The 16,558-nt window shown below is 53.8% G+C and carries 15 protein-coding genes and 1 other RNA gene; 6 read left to right on the plus strand and 10 right to left on the minus strand.

Translation table 11 applies throughout. From position 1 onward, the window contains the following. The first annotated feature begins 36 nt into the window (after positions 1–36). Positions 37–1,017 carry a tRNA-modifying protein YgfZ gene (gene ygfZ / locus FOB24_RS20830; RefSeq protein ID WP_150345405.1) on the plus strand — a complete coding sequence of 327 codons (981 nt, stop codon included), beginning with the start codon at positions 37–39 and terminating at the stop codon, positions 1,015–1,017. A 91-nt stretch (positions 1,018–1,108) separates the two neighbouring features. Here ygfZ and trhA read toward each other — a convergent pair whose 3' ends face one another. Beyond that, positions 1,109–1,768: a PAQR family membrane homeostasis protein TrhA gene (trhA, locus tag FOB24_RS20835; protein WP_038633489.1), complete on the minus strand. Its 660-nt coding sequence runs from the start codon at positions 1,766–1,768 to the stop codon at positions 1,109–1,111. Between the two features lie 163 nt (positions 1,769–1,931). Continuing rightward, positions 1,932–2,243, minus strand: coding sequence for a N(4)-acetylcytidine aminohydrolase (yqfB, locus tag FOB24_RS20840; protein WP_085048763.1), 312 nt, complete (start codon positions 2,241–2,243; stop codon positions 1,932–1,934). Positions 2,244–2,295: 52 nt separating this feature from the next. Between yqfB and FOB24_RS20845 the strand changes: the two genes are divergently transcribed. Next, the gene (locus tag FOB24_RS20845) at positions 2,296–3,024 is read left to right on the plus strand and encodes a MurR/RpiR family transcriptional regulator (RefSeq protein WP_150345592.1); all 729 of its coding nucleotides are present in this window, start codon (positions 2,296–2,298) and stop codon (positions 3,022–3,024) included. A gap of 120 nt (positions 3,025–3,144) precedes the next feature. Further along, positions 3,145–4,578 carry a 6-phospho-beta-glucosidase BglA gene (gene bglA / locus FOB24_RS20850; RefSeq protein WP_038633498.1) on the plus strand — a complete coding sequence of 478 codons (1,434 nt, stop codon included), beginning with the start codon at positions 3,145–3,147 and terminating at the stop codon, positions 4,576–4,578. Positions 4,579–4,671: 93 nt separating this feature from the next. On the opposite strand, the gene FOB24_RS20855 is transcribed toward bglA, so the two are convergent. The 8 genes from FOB24_RS20855 to FOB24_RS20890 all read right to left on the minus strand — a co-directional run bounded on the left by FOB24_RS20855 (position 4,672) and on the right by FOB24_RS20890 (position 14,879). Then, positions 4,672–5,415: an SDR family oxidoreductase gene (locus tag FOB24_RS20855; RefSeq protein WP_137347456.1), complete on the minus strand. Its 744-nt coding sequence runs from the start codon at positions 5,413–5,415 to the stop codon at positions 4,672–4,674. Positions 5,416–5,493: 78 nt separating this feature from the next. Continuing rightward, positions 5,494–8,367 (minus strand): aminomethyl-transferring glycine dehydrogenase, encoded by a 2,874-nt coding sequence (gcvP, locus tag FOB24_RS20860; protein WP_150345406.1) that lies wholly within the window; start codon positions 8,365–8,367, stop codon positions 5,494–5,496. 162 nt (positions 8,368–8,529) lie between these two features. Then, a complete protein-coding gene (gene gcvH / locus FOB24_RS20865; RefSeq protein ID WP_006686886.1) occupies positions 8,530–8,919 on the minus strand; it encodes a glycine cleavage system protein GcvH in 390 nt (129 codons plus the stop codon). Positions 8,920–8,943: 24 nt separating this feature from the next. Continuing rightward, positions 8,944–10,038, minus strand: a complete 1,095-nt coding sequence (gene gcvT / locus FOB24_RS20870; RefSeq protein WP_110496904.1) for a glycine cleavage system aminomethyltransferase GcvT — start codon at positions 10,036–10,038, stop codon at positions 8,944–8,946. A 452-nt stretch (positions 10,039–10,490) separates the two neighbouring features. Next, on the minus strand, positions 10,491–11,693 hold the full coding sequence (gene ubiI / locus FOB24_RS20875) for an FAD-dependent 2-octaprenylphenol hydroxylase (protein WP_087856778.1): 1,203 nt from the start codon (positions 11,691–11,693) through the stop codon (positions 10,491–10,493). 81 nt (positions 11,694–11,774) lie between these two features. Next, on the minus strand, positions 11,775–12,953 hold the full coding sequence (gene ubiH, locus FOB24_RS20880) for a 2-octaprenyl-6-methoxyphenyl hydroxylase (protein WP_150345407.1): 1,179 nt from the start codon (positions 12,951–12,953) through the stop codon (positions 11,775–11,777). After that, the gene (gene pepP / locus FOB24_RS20885; protein WP_150345408.1) at positions 12,950–14,275 is read right to left on the minus strand and encodes a Xaa-Pro aminopeptidase; all 1,326 of its coding nucleotides are present in this window, start codon (positions 14,273–14,275) and stop codon (positions 12,950–12,952) included. The genes ubiH and pepP overlap by 4 nt, the downstream gene beginning before the upstream one ends. A 25-nt stretch (positions 14,276–14,300) precedes the next feature. Continuing rightward, the gene (locus FOB24_RS20890) at positions 14,301–14,879 is read right to left on the minus strand and encodes a YecA/YgfB family protein (RefSeq protein ID WP_087856780.1); all 579 of its coding nucleotides are present in this window, start codon (positions 14,877–14,879) and stop codon (positions 14,301–14,303) included. Positions 14,880–15,046: 167 nt separating this feature from the next. On the opposite strand from FOB24_RS20890, the gene zapA reads away from it, so the two are divergent. From zapA to FOB24_RS20905, 3 genes are all read left to right on the plus strand, one after another. Next, positions 15,047–15,376: a cell division protein ZapA gene (zapA, locus tag FOB24_RS20895; RefSeq protein ID WP_003026980.1), complete on the plus strand. Its 330-nt coding sequence runs from the start codon at positions 15,047–15,049 to the stop codon at positions 15,374–15,376. A 41-nt stretch (positions 15,377–15,417) separates the two neighbouring features. Then, a non-coding RNA gene (gene ssrS / locus FOB24_RS20900) (6S RNA) lies at positions 15,418–15,601 on the plus strand. A 19-nt stretch (positions 15,602–15,620) separates the two neighbouring features. Beyond that, on the plus strand, positions 15,621–16,217 hold the full coding sequence (locus FOB24_RS20905) for a 5-formyltetrahydrofolate cyclo-ligase (RefSeq protein ID WP_150345409.1): 597 nt from the start codon (positions 15,621–15,623) through the stop codon (positions 16,215–16,217). Positions 16,218–16,558 lie beyond the last annotated feature (341 nt).

Genomic DNA, 16,558 nt, shown 5'->3' on the forward strand with positions numbered 1-16,558 from the left:
TCATTATCACTGCGTTAAGCAAATCAGGACATTATTATGGCTTTTACATCTTTTCCTCCTCGCCAGCCTTTTGCGTCAACGCGTTTACCTCTGACGCTAATGACGCTCGATGACTGGGCGCTCGCCACCATTACCGGTGTCGACAGTGAGAAGTATATTCAGGGTCAGGTCACGGCTGATGTCAGCCAGATGACCGAGCATCAGCACGTGCTGGCAGCCCATTGTGATGCCAAAGGTAAAATGTGGAGCAATCTGCGCCTGTTCCGTAACAGTGAAGGTTTTGCATGGCTTGAACGCCGCAGCTTGCGCGATGCGCAGCTTACAGAACTGAAAAAATATGCGGTCTTCTCGAAGGTAGTGATTGCGCCGGACGACGAGCGTGTTCTGTTGGGCGTAGCGGGATTCCAGGCACGAGCGGCGCTGGCCAATCTCTTTAGCGAATTACCGAACAGCGAAAAACAGGTTATTACCGAAGATGCTTCCACAATACTGTGGTTCGAACACCCTGCCGAGCGTTTCCTGCTGATTGTTGATGTTGCAACGGCGGAAAGCCTGGTTGAGAAACTGCGCGGCGAAGCGGAGTTAAATAACAGTCAACAGTGGCTGGCGCTGGATATCGAAGCGGGTATTCCGGTCATTGATACTGCCAACAGCGGACAGTTTATTCCCCAGGCGACCAATATGCAGGCTCTGGGCGGGATCAGCTTCAAAAAAGGCTGCTATACCGGCCAGGAAATGGTGGCGCGCGCCAAATTCCGCGGCGCCAACAAACGCGCCATGTGGACTCTGGCAGGTACGGCCAGCCGGGTGCCGGAAGCTGGCGAAGATCTGGAACTGAAAATGGGTGAGAACTGGCGTCGTACTGGTACCGTACTCGCCGCAGTACAGCTCGCTGATGGCCAGATACTGGTGCAGGTCGTGATGAATAACGACATGGAAGCCGACAGCGTGTTCCGCGTTCGCGATGACGCAAAAACGCTGCATATTGTGCCGCTGCCGTATTCGCTGGAAGAGTAAAAGCTTAACGCCGGATGGCGCTACGCTTATCCGGCCTACAGGCACATTTTGTAGGCCGGATAAGGCGTTAGCCGCCATCCGAAATCAAGGGTTACGCCTGTCCAACATACAAATAAATCGCCAGGAAGTGGCAAACGCTGCCGCCCAGTACAAAGCCGTGCCAGATCGCGTGGTTATATGGAATGCGCTTACAGACATAGAAAATAACGCCCAGCGAATACACCACACCACCAACGGCCAGCAAGGTCACGCCTCCCGCCGCCAGTTTAACCGCCAATTGATACACCACAATCAGCGATAGCCAGCCCATTGTCAGGTAAGTCACCAGCGACAGAACCTTAAAGCGGTGCGCAATGGTCAGTTTGAATAAAATACCGAGCAGCGCCAGGCTCCAGATAACAATCATCAGTCCACGTGCCAGCGGCGAATCAAGCCCCACCAGCAGAAATGGCGTATAGGTCCCGGCAATCAGCAGATAAATCGCGCAGTGGTCGAATTTTTTCAGCCAGACTTTCGCTCGCTGATGGGGGATCGCGTGATACAAAGTTGAGGCGAGGAACAGCAAGATCATGCTGCCGCCGTACAGGCTATAACTGGTAATCGCCATAGCGCTGGCGTTGGTATCCACTGCCTGAACCAGTAACAACACCAGCCCGACAATCCCAAACACCAGCCCGATACCGTGACTGATGCTGTTGGCTATTTCCTCTGCCAGCGAATATCCCTGCGCGATTAATGGTTTCTGAACCATAGCTTACTCCCGAGAAACGAACACTTTCGTTATTGCCCCTCTAGCGTAACTGAGAATGGTTCCAGTGAACACCTGTTAGCTGTAATATTTATCTTAAAATAAATAGTCCATAAAAATCATATAATTAATTTTAATCTTTCAGCTAACAAGTGTACACATTAAATCAAACACATTTAAAATCAATCACATAAAATTGCGTTTGATCCGGGTAAATTTCGGCAATCACACGTTTCAGTTCTTCAAGCGACATGTTTTCCTGCTGAGCATGTTTTTCAGTCAGCGTATCCAGCGTGACGGTTGAGGTGCCAACAACTTCAATCGTGCAGAAGTATCCCTCATCTTCAAAGCGCCCAACCCGTAGAATGTCACCGGTTTTGAAGTGTGATTCGGACTCGTCACGAATGGTGATGGTTTTGCGTCCGGCCAGAATGTCATCCTGGAAACGCTGAAAAAAAGTGATGTCATTTGGCTGCATGTTATTATTCCCTGTAGATGAAGTCTGATGAGTGAGTTTTGCTATTGTGAGTATGTTCTCCCACGCTGCCATCGCCAGTCTCAACAATCTTGAGATGCTGGTCTACAACTATGTCATCAAAAATCGTGACAAAGTCATGTACATGACCATTCGCGAACTGGCCGATGCCGTGGGCGTTTCCACTACCACCGTACTGCGCTTTTGCCGCAAGCTTAAGTGTGAAGGTTACTCAGAATTTCGCGTACGCTTCAAATTATATTTAGAGCAGAATGAACCGCAACAGGCTAATTTCGGCGCCAGCGAAATTATCAGCTTTTTTAAAAGCGTCAATAACGACGAATTCGATAAACTGCTCGATCAGGCTGTTGATATTATATTATCTTCCGAACGTATTATATTTGTTGGCGCAGGAACGTCAGGAGCGCTTGCGAAATATGGCGCGCGTTTTTTCTCCAACGTCGGCAAATTCAGTAATCATATTGACGACCCTTATTTTCCGGTAACCAATGATATGGCCAGAAACGCGCTGGCAATCGTGCTTTCCGTCTCCGGCGAAACAGAGGAGATCCTGCGTTTTGCCAGCCAGTTCAGTCTGCACCACTGTAAAGTGCTGTCTGTAACCAGCCATGAACACTCACGTCTGGCGAAACTCGCCGACTTTAATCTCTCCTGGCACGTTCCACAAACACGCATTGCCGGGGTATACGATATAACCACGCAAATCCCCGTTATTTATATTCTGGAATCGCTTGGCCGCAAACTGGCGAAAAGAATAGCGTAAAAAAACAATCTGTTTTTTTGATGTAACAAATCACATTAATGCTATTTTGTTATATCGTGACATTTAGGTTTCCTTTGTTAGACTCAAAATCAGATTGTATTAATTTGAGACTGAGCGCAGATGAAAAAACTTACCTTAGCAAAAGATTTTTTATGGGGCGGCGCGGTTGCGGCGCACCAGGTCGAAGGTGGCTGGAACAAAGGTGGCAAAGGCCCCAGCATTTGCGACGTACTGACCGGTGGGGCACACGGCGTTCCACGAGAAATCACTCAGGAAGTCGTGCCCGGTAAATACTACCCCAACCACGAAGCCGTCGATTTTTACGGTCATTACAAAGAAGACATTAAGCTGTTTGCCGAAATGGGCTTCAAATGTTTCCGTACCTCCATCGCATGGACCCGTATCTTCCCCAATGGGGACGAAACCCAGCCGAACGAAGAAGGTCTGAAGTTCTATGACGACATGTTCGATGAATTACTGAAATACAACATCGAACCGGTCATCACCCTTTCCCACTTCGAAATGCCGCTACATTTGGTTCAACAGTATGGGAGTTGGACCAATCGCAAAGTTGTTGATTTCTTTGTTCGATTTGCTGAAGTCGTCTTTGAGCGTTACAAACACAAAGTCAAATACTGGATGACCTTCAACGAGATCAATAACCAACGTAACTGGCGCGCACCGTTGTTTGGCTATTGCTGCTCCGGTGTGGTGTATACCGAGCATGAAAACCCGGAAGAGACCATGTACCAGGTGCTGCATCACCAGTTCGTGGCCAGCGCGCTCGCAGTGAAAGCCGCACGCCGCATCAACCCGGAAATGAAAGTGGGCTGCATGCTGGCTATGGTGCCGCTCTATCCATTCTCCTGTAAGCCCGAAGATGTCATGTTCGCCCAGGAGTCAATGCGTGAACGCTACGTCTTTACCGACGTCCAGTTGCGCGGCTACTACCCAAGCTATGTGTTGAACGAGTGGGAACGTCGCGAATTTAACATCAGGATGGAAGACGGCGACGAGCAAATCCTGCGTGAAGGCACCTGCGACTATCTCGGATTTAGCTACTACATGACCAACGCGGTGAAAGCGGAAGGCGGTAGCGGTGATGCCATTTCCGGTTTTGAGGGTAGCGTGCCGAACCCGCACGTCAAAGCGTCCGACTGGGGCTGGCAGATTGACCCGGTTGGCCTGCGCTATGCTTTATGTGAGCTGTACGAGCGCTATCAGAAGCCGCTGTTTATCGTTGAAAACGGGTTTGGCGCCTACGATAAAGTGGAAACAGATGGCAGCATCAATGATGACTACCGCATCGATTATCTGCGCGCCCACATCGAAGAGATGATGAAGGCGGTCACCTATGATGGCGTAGATCTGATGGGCTACACGCCGTGGGGCTGCATTGACTGCGTTTCGTTCACCACCGGTCAGTACAGCAAGCGCTACGGCTTCATCTATGTGAATAAGCACGATGACGGCACTGGGGATATGTCGCGTTCACGCAAGAAGAGTTTTGAGTGGTATAAAGCGGTGATCGCCAGCAACGGCGAGAATCTGTGATTTTTCGCCGGATGGCGGCGTAAACGCCTTATCCAGCCTACAGGTATGATCCCGTGGGCTGGATAAGCGCAGCGCTATCCGGCCATTAAATCCCTACTTCCCGCCGGCCAGCTCCAGAAAACTGCCCGTGACGTAAGATGCCTTCTCGCTCAGTAGCCAGCAAATCGCCTGCGCGACTTCTTCCGGCTGCCCACCACGCTGCATAGGCAACATGGATTTCACGCGATCAACCCTTCCCGGCTCTCCACCCGACGCATGCATTTCAGTGTAGATCAGGCCTGGACGTACGCAGTTTACGCGGATCCCCTGCGCCGCCACCTCCAGTGCCAGGCCGGTGGTGAGCGTGTCCACCGCACCTTTTGAAGCGGCATAATCAACATATTCGAATGGCGCACCGAGCCGTGATGCCGCCGAAGAGACATTCACAATCGCCCCACCCTGACCGCCGCGCTTAAACGACATGCGCTTTACCGCTTCCCGACAGCACAGAAAATAGCCGGTAACATTGGTCGCCAGTACGCGGTTAATTCGCTCTGCAGTTAAGTTTTCCACCGTGGTCTGTTCAAATAAAATCCCGGCATTATTCACCAGCGCAGTCAGCGGTTCCCCTTCACGGTCGATCGATTCAAACATCGCCAGCACCTGACTTTCATCACTGATATCCGCACGCAGCGCAAATGCCTTACCACCTGCCGCGACAATGTTGTTCACCACCTCGGTTGCCGCACGAATATTGTGATGAAAATTAACGGCGACCGTGTAACCCTCCAGTGCCAGTTGCAGCGCGGTTGCTCGCCCAATACCGCGACTGCCGCCAGTAACAAGTGCGATTCCCATAGAGACCTCCAGATATGAAAAAGCCGGGAGGCGGCTTCGCCTTACCCGGCCTGGAAATTGTTTAACTACGCGGAAAAGTTACTGATATTCGCTCATCGGCACGCAGGAGCAGAACAGGTTACGGTCGCCGTAAACGTCATCAAGACGCTTCACGGTAGGCCAGTATTTGTTCGCCACGCCTGCCGGGAAGACTGCGATTTCGCGGCTATAACCGTGGTTCCACTCGCTCACCAGCTCATTCTGGGTGTGCGGCGAGTTTACCAACGGGTTATCTTCCAGCGACCACTCACCGGCTTTCACGCGCTCGATCTCAGCGCGGATTGCCAGCATCGCGTTAATAAAGCGATCCAGTTCCACTTTGCTTTCAGATTCGGTCGGTTCCACCATCAGCGTACCCGCTACCGGGAACGACATGGTTGGCGCATGGAAACCATAGTCGATCAGACGTTTGGCAATATCCAGTTCGCTGATGCCGGTCTCTTCTTTCAGTGGGCGAATGTCGAGAATACATTCATGCGCTACACGGCCATCGCGACCGGTATACAGCACCGGATAGGCATCTTTCAGACGGCTGGCAATGTAGTTAGCGTTAAGAATAGCGACCTGGCTTGCCTGCTTCAGACCTTCTGCGCCCATCATACGGATGTACATCCAGCTGATTGGCAGAATGGATGCGCTACCGAACGGTGCGGCAGACACCGCGCCCTGACGGGTAAGCATCCCTTCAATCTGTACCACGCTGTGGCCCGGCACAAACGGTGCCAGATGCGATTTAACGCCGATCGGTCCCATGCCCGGGCCGCCGCCGCCGTGCGGAATGCAGAAGGTTTTATGCAGGTTGAGGTGCGAAACGTCCGCGCCGATAAAGCCCGGCGTGGTGATTCCAACCTGGGCGTTCATGTTCGCGCCGTCGAGGTACACCTGGCCGCCGAACTGGTGCACAACTTCACACACTTCGCGGATCGTTTCTTCATATACGCCGTGGGTGGACGGATAGGTCACCATGATGCAAGAAAGGTTCGCAGCATGTTGTTCTGCTTTTGCCCGCAGATCGTCGAGGTCGATGTTGCCGTTCTTATCACAGGCGACTACCACCACCTGCATCCCCGCCATTTGTGCGGAAGCCGGGTTAGTACCGTGGGCGGACGCCGGGATCAGGCAGATATCGCGATGGCCTTCGTTACGGCTTTCGTGATAATGACGAATCGCCAGCAGGCCAGCGTATTCGCCTTGTGCGCCGGAGTTCGGCTGCATGCAGACTGCGTCATAGCCGGTCAGTTTTACCAGCCACTCGGAAAGCTGACCGATCATCTGGTGATACCCTTCCGCCTGCTCTGGCGGGCAGAACGGATGCAGTTCAGCGAATTCCGGCCAGGTGATAGGAATCATCTCGGCGGCGGCGTTCAGCTTCATGGTGCAGGAACCCAGCGGGATCATCGCCTGATTCAGCGCCAGATCTTTACGCTCCAGCGAGTGCATATAGCGCATCATCTCGGTTTCGCTGTGGTAGCGGTTAAACACCGGGTGGCTGAGGATCGCGTCGTCACGCAGCATGCTGCTCTGAATGGAACGGCTGTCGAGCGCCACGTCTTTATCCAGTGTGTCGATGCTCAGGCCGTGGCTGTCGCCCAGCAGAACATTGAACAACTGCACCACGTTTTCACGGGTGGTGGTTTCGTCGAGCGTAATACCTACCGCGTTATGAATATCGCTGCGCAGGTTGATCTCTGCCGCTTCCGCACGCGCCAGTACCGCAGCTTTATCGGCCACTTCAACACACAGCGTGTCGAAGTAGTGCGCATGACGCAGCTTTAAGCCTTTCTGTTGCAGACCAGCCGCCAGAATATCGGTCAGGCGGTGGATACGATTAGCGATGCGCTTCAGACCGACCGGACCATGATAAACGGCATACAGGCTGGCGATGTTAGCCAGCAGTACCTGTGAGGTACAAATGTTGGAGTTCGCTTTCTCACGACGGATATGCTGCTCGCGAGTCTGCATCGCCATGCGCAGTGCGGTATTGCCCGCCGCATCTTTTGATACGCCGATAATACGGCCTGGCATGGAGCGTTTGAATTCGTCTTTGGCGGCAAAGAATGCCGCGTGTGGGCCACCGTAACCCATCGGTACGCCGAAGCGTTGCGCAGAGCCGAAAACGATATCCGCGCCCTGTTTGCCCGGTGCGGTCAGCAGAACCAGCGCCATAAAATCGGCAGCGACGCTGACCACAACTTTACGGGATTTCAGCTCAGCAATCAGTTTGCTGTAGTCGTGCACTTCACCAGTGGTACCAACCTGCTGCAACAGCACGCCGAACACATCCTGGTGATCCAGTGCTTTCGCTGCGTCATCCACAATAACGTCAAAACCAAAGGTTTCGGCGCGAGTGCGAACCACATCCAACGTTTGCGGATGAACATCAGCCGCCACAAAGAAACGGTTGGCGTTTTTCAGTTTGCTGACGCGTTTGGCCATCGCCATGGCTTCGGCCGCCGCGGTGGCTTCATCCAGCAGAGAGGCGGAGGCCATGTCCAGCCCGGTCAGGTCCAGCGTGACCTGTTGGAAGTTCAGCAGCGCTTCCAGGCGGCCCTGAGAGACTTCCGGCTGATACGGCGTATACGCGGTATACCAACCCGGATTTTCCAGCATGTTACGCAGGATAACCGGCGGCAACTGCACGGCGGTGTAGCCCATGCCGATGTAGGACGTGAAGCGCTTGTTACGCCCGGCGATGGCTTTTAATTCGGCCAGCGCAGCGTATTCTGTCGCCGCCTCGCCTACCTGCGGCGGGGTTGCGAGCTGAATGTCTTTCGGCACAATCTGGCCGATCAGCGCGTTTAACGACTCGGCGCCAACCGCATTCAGCATCTCTTGCTGCTGCGCGGCGTCCGGTCCGATGTGGCGTTCAATGAAAGCGCCGCTGTTTTCAAGCTGGCTTAACGTCTGTGTCATGGGCGATGGTTCCTGAAACGTGCAGTGAATCGTGATTGTCTCTAACTCAATTGCCCGGTGGCGCTGACGCTTACCGGGCCTACGCGTGCGAAAACGAATACGCAAAATAATTCGCGTTGCAGTGAGTAGGCCGGATAAGCATTAGCGCCATCCGGCACAACATTATTCGTCTTCTAACAATGCTTCGTACGCAGTGGCATCCAGCAGCGATTCGATTTCGCTTTCATCGCTGGCTTTGATTTTGAAGATCCAGCCACCGGCATACGGTTCGCTGTTAACCAGTTCCGGGGAGTCGCTGAGCGCGTCGTTAACCGCGACAATCTCACCGCTTACTGGCGCATAAATATCAGAAGCCGCTTTTACGGATTCCGCAACGGCGCAGTCATCGCCCGCGCTGACGGTCGCGCCAACTTCTGGCAGGTCTACGAAAACCATGTCACCCAACAGCTCCTGAGCATGTTCGGTGATACCAACGGTGTAAGAGCCGTCAGCTTCTTTGCGCAGCCATTCGTGTTCTTTGCTGTATTTCAGTTCTGCAGGTACGTTGCTCATCAATCAATCTCCAAAAAGGATGAATCACGCGACGGCTTTGCCGTTACGCACAAAAACAGGTTTAGTGACTTTTACTGGCATTTCGCGGTTACGGATCTGCACGATCGCTGTCTCACCGATACCCGCAGGGACACGCGCCAGCGCGATGCTGTAGCCCAGGGTTGGGGAGAATGTTCCGCTGGTGATAATGCCTTCATGTTGGTTACCGGAAGTGTCAGTGAAACGGACTGGCAGTTCATTACGCAGCACGCCCTTCTCGGTCATCACCAGTCCGACCAGCTGTTCATGGCCTTTGTCGCGCTGCATTTCCAGTGCTTCACGACCAATAAAGTCGCGGTCGGCAGGTTCCCACGCAATGGTCCAACCCATGTTGGCTTCCAGCGGAGAAATCCCTTCGTCCATCTCCTGACCATACAGGTTCATACCCGCTTCCAGACGCAGCGTGTCACGCGCGCCCAGACCGCAAGGTTTGACGCCTGCTTGTACCAGCGCACGCCAGAAATCAGCCGCTTTTTCATTCGGCATGGCGATTTCATAGCCTGCTTCGCCGGTATAACCGGTGGTTGCGATAAACAAATCACCCGCCTGAACGCCGAAGAACGGCTTCATACCTTCTACCGCATGGCGCTGTTCGTCAGTAAACAACGTGGCTGCTTTTTCCTGCGCGTTTGGCCCCTGCACCGCAATCAGAGACAGGTCGTCACGAACGGTGATGTCGATGGCGTAGGGTTCAGCGTGTTGGGTAATCCAGGAGAGGTCTTTTTCGCGGGTGGCGGAGTTTACAACGAGGCGGAAGAAATCTTCAGTGAAGTAATAGACAATCAGGTCATCTATCACACCGCCCGATGCGTTAAGCATACCGGAGTAGAGGGCTTTACCCGTCTTCGTTAGCTTCGCAACGTCGTTTGCCAGCAGATAACGCAAGAACTCCCGGGTGCGGCTGCCGCGCAGGTCGACGATGGTCATATGCGACACATCAAACATACCGGCATCGGTGCGAACAGCATGGTGTTCATCGAGCTGAGAACCGTAATGCAGTGGCATCATCCAGCCATGGAAATCTACCATGCGCGCGCCACATAGCGTGTGTTGTTCGTACAAAGGAGTCTGTTGAGCCATCTTTTCCTCGTTGAATAAGCGGGGCTACCAACTCTTTCGCGGTGAAATTTTCGCCACGAAACCCAGCACCGCAGCCGCTCCAGGGGCTACGACGCAAACGTTCTCTTTGTCCTGAACTTACCACCGAAACAGACGCTAAACCATAAGGCAAAATTAGCTATCACATTAGCTTATGGCAAAAAATGGCCAGATCGACGACAGAATATAAACCCACAAGCACGCCAAAAAATCAGAACAACAAACAGGAAAGAGAAGAAAAAATCAGCATCAAGCCACATTAAATATGGAAAAAATGTCAAAAATGGCGTTATGAAAAAAACGTGATATTAAAAAAACTAATGCGAAAAAAGGTGTGGAATTAGATTATTTCAAATGAGAGAAGCATCCCGGCGCGAGGGCCGGGAGAGGAAAATGTGACGGGTCTCAAACTCTTAAGATTGTCCTTACGGACGCTAGCGTAGCCACTCGGGAAGATCGTTCAGCCCCATCGCCTGACGGATGAGCTGCGGTTTTACACCCGGAAGGGTATCGGCCAGTTTCAGACCAATATCACGCAGCAGTTTTTTCGCCGGATTCTCGCCGGCAAACAGTTCACGGAAGCCCTGCATACCGGCCAGCATCATTGCTGCGCTGTGCTTACGGCTGCGCTCATAACGACGCAAATAGAGATACTGGCCAATATCTTTGCCCTGACGTTGTAGCCGCTTAAGCTCATCGATAAGCTCTGCCGCATCCATAAAGCCGAGGTTAACCCCCTGGCCCGCCAACGGATGGATGGTATGCGCCGCATCCCCCACCAGCGCCAGACGATGGGCGGCGAACTGACGAGCATAGCGTCCCGTTAGCGGAAACGTCTGCCGTTCGCTTTCAACGTTGCACAGGCCCAGACGGTTATCAAAAGCGATATTCAGCGCCTGATTAAACTCATCAACGCTTGCCTGCTGCATGCGTTCGGCTTCCTGCGGAGAAAGTGACCAGACGATAGAGCACAGATGCGGGTCACTGAGCGGCAGGAATGCCAGGATACCCTCGCCGTGAAACGCCTGGCGCGCAACCGCGCCGTGAGCTTCCTGCGTACGGATCGTCGCCACCAGCGCATGATGACGGTAATCCCAGAAGGTGAGCGGAATGTCTGCTTTATTACGCAGCCAGGAGTTAGCGCCATCCGCGCCGATCACCAGGCGAGCCGTCAGCATAGTGCCCTCTTTCAGAGTCAGAAATGCCTCGTTCTCCCCCCAGGCTACCTGCTGTATTTCAGCGGGCGCCAGCAGCGTAATATCCGGCGAACGCTGCGCCTTTTGCCATAGCGCGTAATGGATCTCTGCGTTTTCGACGATGTGGCCCAAATGGCTGTAGCCCATGCTCTGGTCGTCAAACTCAATGCGCCCGAAGCTGTCTTTGTCCCAGACTTCCATACCGTGATAGCAGCACGCGCGACGGGCAGCGATATCTGACCAGACGCCCAAACGAGTAAGCAGTTTTTCACTGGCGGCATTGATTGCCGACACGCGAAGCTGAGGAGGTGCATCCACCGCCAACGACTGCGGAACATGTTGTTCTAACACCGCAACGCGTAACCCGCTGCCCTGCAAGCCGCAGGCAACCGCCAGTCCCACCATGCCGCCACCGACAATTGCTACATCAACACTTTGCACTGTTTACTCCTGGAAACCGGAACAATCAAAACCGTAGGCCGGATAAGGCATTTACGCCGCCATCCGGCTTACAGGCCATATTTATCGCGCAACCCAACCCAGGGTCCGCTCCGCCAGCGCATCGCGCGCGGGTGTGAATAACTCCATCGCCATCAGCCCGGCATTTCGCCCAACAACCAGCGGGGCCCAGCGGTTGGCAAACAGATACACCAGATTGTTGGTTACGCCAATTGTCGTTTCGCGATCGCGCTCACGACGTTGCTGATAGCGTGCCAGCACTGCGTAATCACCAATATCTTCCGCGCAGTTTTGCGCCTGAGTTAACGTCTCAGCCAGGCTCATTACGTCGCGCAGACCAAGGTTGAAACCTTGTCCGGCAATGGGATGTAGCGTCTGAGCGGCGTTCCCCACCAGCACGGTACGATGGGTAATCGCCTTCAGCGCAGTGGTTAATGACAGCGGATAAGCGCTGCGTTTACCGGTCTGGGTAATACGTCCCAGCCGCCAGCCAAACGCGGTTTGCAATTCACGGCAAAACCGTTCGTCGGACCAGGCCATGATCTCATCGCGCTGATCCAGCGAATGGCACCACACCAGCGAGCAGCGACCATCAGACATCGGGAGCATTGCCAGCGGGCCATGCTGCGTGAAACGTTCAAACGCGCGCCCATCGTGGGGAACGGAGGTCGAGACATTGGCGATTACCGCCAGTTGTTCATAAGGCTGCTGCAGCCAGTCCACGCCGCAGGCGGTAGCCAGCGCGGAACGTGTACCGTCAGCGGCGACCACCACGCGACCGGTAATGGCCTCGCCATTTTCCAGTGTGACCTCAACATGGCCCTGCGTACGCGACACGCTGGCAACGCGATCGGGACAATGCAGCGTGACGCCCGGCGCTTTACGCAGTAGCGCAAACAGACGCAGCCCAACATCGTGGAGTTCCACCACCTGCCCCAGCGCCGGGAGACGATATTCCTGCGCATCCAGCGTAACAAATCCGGCATGACCGCGATCGCTGACGTGGACCGTTTTGATTGCCGTTGCGCAATCGGCAATCGCCTGCCATACGCCAATTCGCGCCAGCTGCTGACAGGTTCCTGCCGCCAGCGCAATCGCCCGGGCGTCAAACCCAGGATGACGGTCAGTTTCAGGTTCGCTCGCTTCTATCAGATGAACTGGCAGCGTCCCATGACTGAGCTGGGAAATGGCCAGCGCCAGCGTCGCGCCGACCATGCCACCACCAACGATAATTACGCTCATTGCAGTCGCGCCGCAGCCATTAAGGCTTCAATATCATCCGCTTTCTTCACCACGCTGGCGGTCAGATTTTCATTACCGTCTTCGGTGATAAGGATGTCATCTTCTATACGAATGCCAATGCCCCGATAAGCAGCCGGTACATTGGCATCCGGCGCGATATATAACCCTGGCTCGACGGTCAGCACCATTCCTGGCTCAAGGATACGCGAACGATCCTGACCATAAACGCCAACATCGTGCACATCCAGCCCCAGCCAGTGGCTAAGGCCATGCATAAAGTATGGCCGATGCGCATTCTCGGTAATTAACTGGTCGACGTCGCCGTGCAATATGCCAAGCTTCACCAGACCGGTAATCATGATGCGCACAACTTCACCGGTGACGTCCTGAATGGAAGTTCCGGGGCGATACAGACGTAGGCTGGTCTCTAAGGATTCCAGCACGATATCGTAGATTTCACGCTGCGCGGGGGTAAATTTGCCATTAACCGGAAAAGTACGCGTAATGTCGCCCGCATAGCCTTTGTATTCACAGCCAGCGTCAATCAGCACCAGGTCGCCATCGCGCATTTCACTTTCATTTTCGGTGTAATGCAGGATACAGCCGTTTTCACCGCTTCCGACAATGGTGTTATAGGACGGATAACGCGCGCCGTGGCGGGTAAATTCGTGGTGAATCTCCCCCTCCAGTTGGTATTCAAACATCCCCGGACGGCATTTTTCCATCGCGCGGGTATGCGCCAGGGCGGTGATCTCTCCGGCACGGCGCATGATCGCAATCTCTTCTGGTGATTTGAACAGGCGCATTTCATGCACCATCGGACGCCAGTCGATGATCGCGCCAGGCGCGTGCAGATTTTGTCTGGAACCTTTGCGTAGTTTATCCAGCGCCGTGCAGACAATTTCGTCAGCCCAAGCGTACTCGCCCTGTGCGTGATACACCGCGTCCAGGCCATTGAGCAGCAAGTGCAGCTGTTGGTTGATTTCACTGAAGGCCAGCGCCCGGTCAACGCCGAGTTTTGCCGGCGCGGCATCCTGGCCCAGACGGCGGCCAAACCAGATCTCCGCCGTCAGATCGCGAACCCGGTTGAACAAAACGCTGTGGTTATGAGTATCATCACTTTTAATCAGCACCAGCACGGCTTCAGGCTCGTTAAAGCCGGTGAAATACCAGAAATCACTGTTCTGGCGGTACGGGTATTCACTGTCCGCGCTGCGCGTCGCTTCCGGCGCGGCAAAAATCAGCGCGGCGCTGCCGGGCTGCATTTGTGCCAGCAAAGCCTGACGACGACGCTGGAATTCTTGCTGAGATATCTCACTCATAACACTCTCCTTGGCGTTGTTGTATTTAGTGCAGAGTCGGTTTACGGACTTCCGGCGCAGTCGGCTGCTGACGCGTAAACGTGTCATGGCACAGCAAGGCGGCTACACGCACGTATTCGATGATCTCTTCGAGCGACATTTCCAGCTCTTCCTGATCTTCGTCTTCGTCATAGCCCAACTGGGCGATATTGCGCAGGTCGTCAATCGCTTCACCGGTTTCGCCGGTCACTTTGTCGAGCTTAGGCTGCGTGACGCCGAGGCCCAGCAGGAAGTGGTTTACCCAGCCAGCCAGCGCATCGGCACGATCGAATACGCTGACGTCATCACCTTCAGGCAGAAAAAGCTGAAAAAGGAAGCCGTCGTCCTCAAGGGCATCGCTGGTAGCAGAGTGCATTTTCAGCAGCGCCTGAGCCAGCTCGTGACCAAAGGCCAGACCTTCGTTCGTCAGGTCGTGCAACAGCGGCTGCCATGAGCTGTCGTTGTTACCGCCACAAATTATCCCGCTGATTAAGCCGTGCATTTCGGCCGGGGTTAATCCAGCCCCTTGTTGGTTCAAAAACTGGCTAACTTCGCTGTAGCCAGGCATTTCGTTCTGTATAGACATAAGCATTCGTCATCAAAGGGAGGAATATTCATGATATGCTACCACTTTGGACCCTGGTGGACCAGAAAAGGGCTTGTATCTTGATACCAGGGTAGCTATAGTGTCGCCCCTTCGCGGACCCAAGGTCTGGAGACGAAGGCAGCGCAGTCAATCAGCAGGAAGGTGGCATGTCTGCACAACCCGTCGATATCCAAATATTTGGCCGTTCACTGCGAGTGAATTGCCCGCCTGAACAAAGGGATGCGTTGAATCAGGCTGCGGACGATCTCAATCAGCGATTGCAAGATCTGAAAGTTCGCACTAGAGTCACAAATACTGAGCAGTTGGTTTTCATCGCCGCGTTGAACATCAGCTATGAATTAACTCAGGAAAAAGCGAAGACGCGTGAGTACGCGGCGAGCATGGAACAACGTATTCGGATGCTGCAACAGACCATCGAACAAGCGTTGCTTGATCAGGGTCGCATAACCGAAAAAACGGGCCAAAACTTTGAATAACACTTTTCGGTTTACTGTGGTAGAGTGACCGTGAAGACAAAATTTCTCTGAGATGTTTGCAAGCGGGCCAGTCCCCTGAGCCGATATTTCATACCACAAGAATGTGGCGCTCCACGGTTGGTGAGCATGCTCGGCCCGTCCGAGAAGCCTTAAAACTGTGACGACACATTCACCTTGAACCAAGGGTTCAAGGGTTACAGCCTGCGGCGGCATCTCGGAGATTCCCTTCTACCTGGCAACAGCCATGACACTACTTTCTGAACTCCCTTTATCTCGACAAGAAATACGCACACTGATTCGTCAGCGTCGCCGTGCGCTTACCAGCGATCAGCAACAACAATTTGGTCAGCAAGCCGCGACCAGAATGCTCAGTTTTCCCCCTGTTGTTCTTGCCCATACCGTAGCGGTGTTTCTCTCTTTCGATGGCGAACTCGACACCCAACCGCTGATCGAACAGCTGTGGCGAGCGGGTAAGCGCGTCTACCTTCCGGTTCTTCATCCCTTCAGCCCTGGCAACCTGCTGTTCCTGCACTATCATCCGCAGAGTGCGCTGGTGACCAACCGCTTAAAGATCCAGGAGCCGCGACTTGATGTCCGCGACGTATTGCCACTGGCAAAGCTGGATGTACTGGTTACGCCGTTAGTCGCGTTTGATGAAGACGGGCAGCGCCTGGGCATGGGCGGCGGATTTTATGACCGTACGTTGCAAAACTGGCAGCAGCATAAGATCCAGCCCGTGGGCTACGCGCATGATTGCCAGTTAGTGGAAAAGCTGCCTGTCGAAGAGTGGGATATCCCACTGCCTACGGTGGTGACACCATCCAAAATTTGGCAGTGGTAGCCGTTTTTTGCCGATTGACAGCGCCGTTTTTTTGACCTAAATTCCTCGGTGAAGGGTGAGGGAGGCGAACCTCCCTCCTGCGTACTCTCTGTTAATATGCTGGGCAAGCGATGATTAACAGGATCAGCAGCATGATGACGTATCTCATCATCGTCCCTTTCCTTTTTAGAGCCCCTGCTTCGGTAGGGGCTTTCCCGTTTCAGCGCGATGCTGAGCCCCTATCGTAAATTTCTTTTAGTGCTGTACAACACGCAGCACTGCCTTTAGTTGCCAATTGCGGCAAGGCTCGAAAACAGAATGTATACGTTACAGAAAGAAATTTTGAGGCAGGGAAATCAGAG

Source organism: Citrobacter werkmanii, assembly GCF_008693645.1.
Classification (GTDB): domain Bacteria; phylum Pseudomonadota; class Gammaproteobacteria; order Enterobacterales; family Enterobacteriaceae; genus Citrobacter; species Citrobacter werkmanii.

Bases quoted from the DNA above. Each gene is read 5' to 3' on its own strand.
- ygfZ (WP_150345405.1), top strand. From the start codon at position 37: ATGGCTTTTACATCTTTTCCTCCTCGCCAGCCTTTTGCGTCAACGCGT.
- gcvT (WP_110496904.1), bottom strand. From the start codon at position 10,038: ATGGCTCAACAGACTCCTTTGTACGAACAACACACGCTATGTGGCGCG.
- ubiH (WP_150345407.1), bottom strand. From the start codon at position 12,953: ATGAGCGTAATTATCGTTGGTGGTGGCATGGTCGGCGCGACGCTGGCG.
- pepP (WP_150345408.1), bottom strand. From the start codon at position 14,275: ATGAGTGAGATATCTCAGCAAGAATTCCAGCGTCGTCGTCAGGCTTTG.
- bglA (WP_038633498.1), top strand. From the start codon at position 3,145: ATGAAAAAACTTACCTTAGCAAAAGATTTTTTATGGGGCGGCGCGGTT.
- yqfB (WP_085048763.1), bottom strand. From the start codon at position 2,243: ATGCAGCCAAATGACATCACTTTTTTTCAGCGTTTCCAGGATGACATT.
- FOB24_RS20845 (WP_150345592.1), top strand. From the start codon at position 2,296: ATGTTCTCCCACGCTGCCATCGCCAGTCTCAACAATCTTGAGATGCTG.
- FOB24_RS20890 (WP_087856780.1), bottom strand. From the start codon at position 14,879: ATGTCTATACAGAACGAAATGCCTGGCTACAGCGAAGTTAGCCAGTTT.
- gcvH (WP_006686886.1), bottom strand. From the start codon at position 8,919: ATGAGCAACGTACCTGCAGAACTGAAATACAGCAAAGAACACGAATGG.
- zapA (WP_003026980.1), top strand. From the start codon at position 15,047: ATGTCTGCACAACCCGTCGATATCCAAATATTTGGCCGTTCACTGCGA.
- gcvP (WP_150345406.1), bottom strand. From the start codon at position 8,367: ATGACACAGACGTTAAGCCAGCTTGAAAACAGCGGCGCTTTCATTGAA.
- FOB24_RS20905 (WP_150345409.1), top strand. From the start codon at position 15,621: ATGACACTACTTTCTGAACTCCCTTTATCTCGACAAGAAATACGCACA.
- trhA (WP_038633489.1), bottom strand. From the start codon at position 1,768: ATGGTTCAGAAACCATTAATCGCGCAGGGATATTCGCTGGCAGAGGAA.
- FOB24_RS20855 (WP_137347456.1), bottom strand. From the start codon at position 5,415: ATGGGAATCGCACTTGTTACTGGCGGCAGTCGCGGTATTGGGCGAGCA.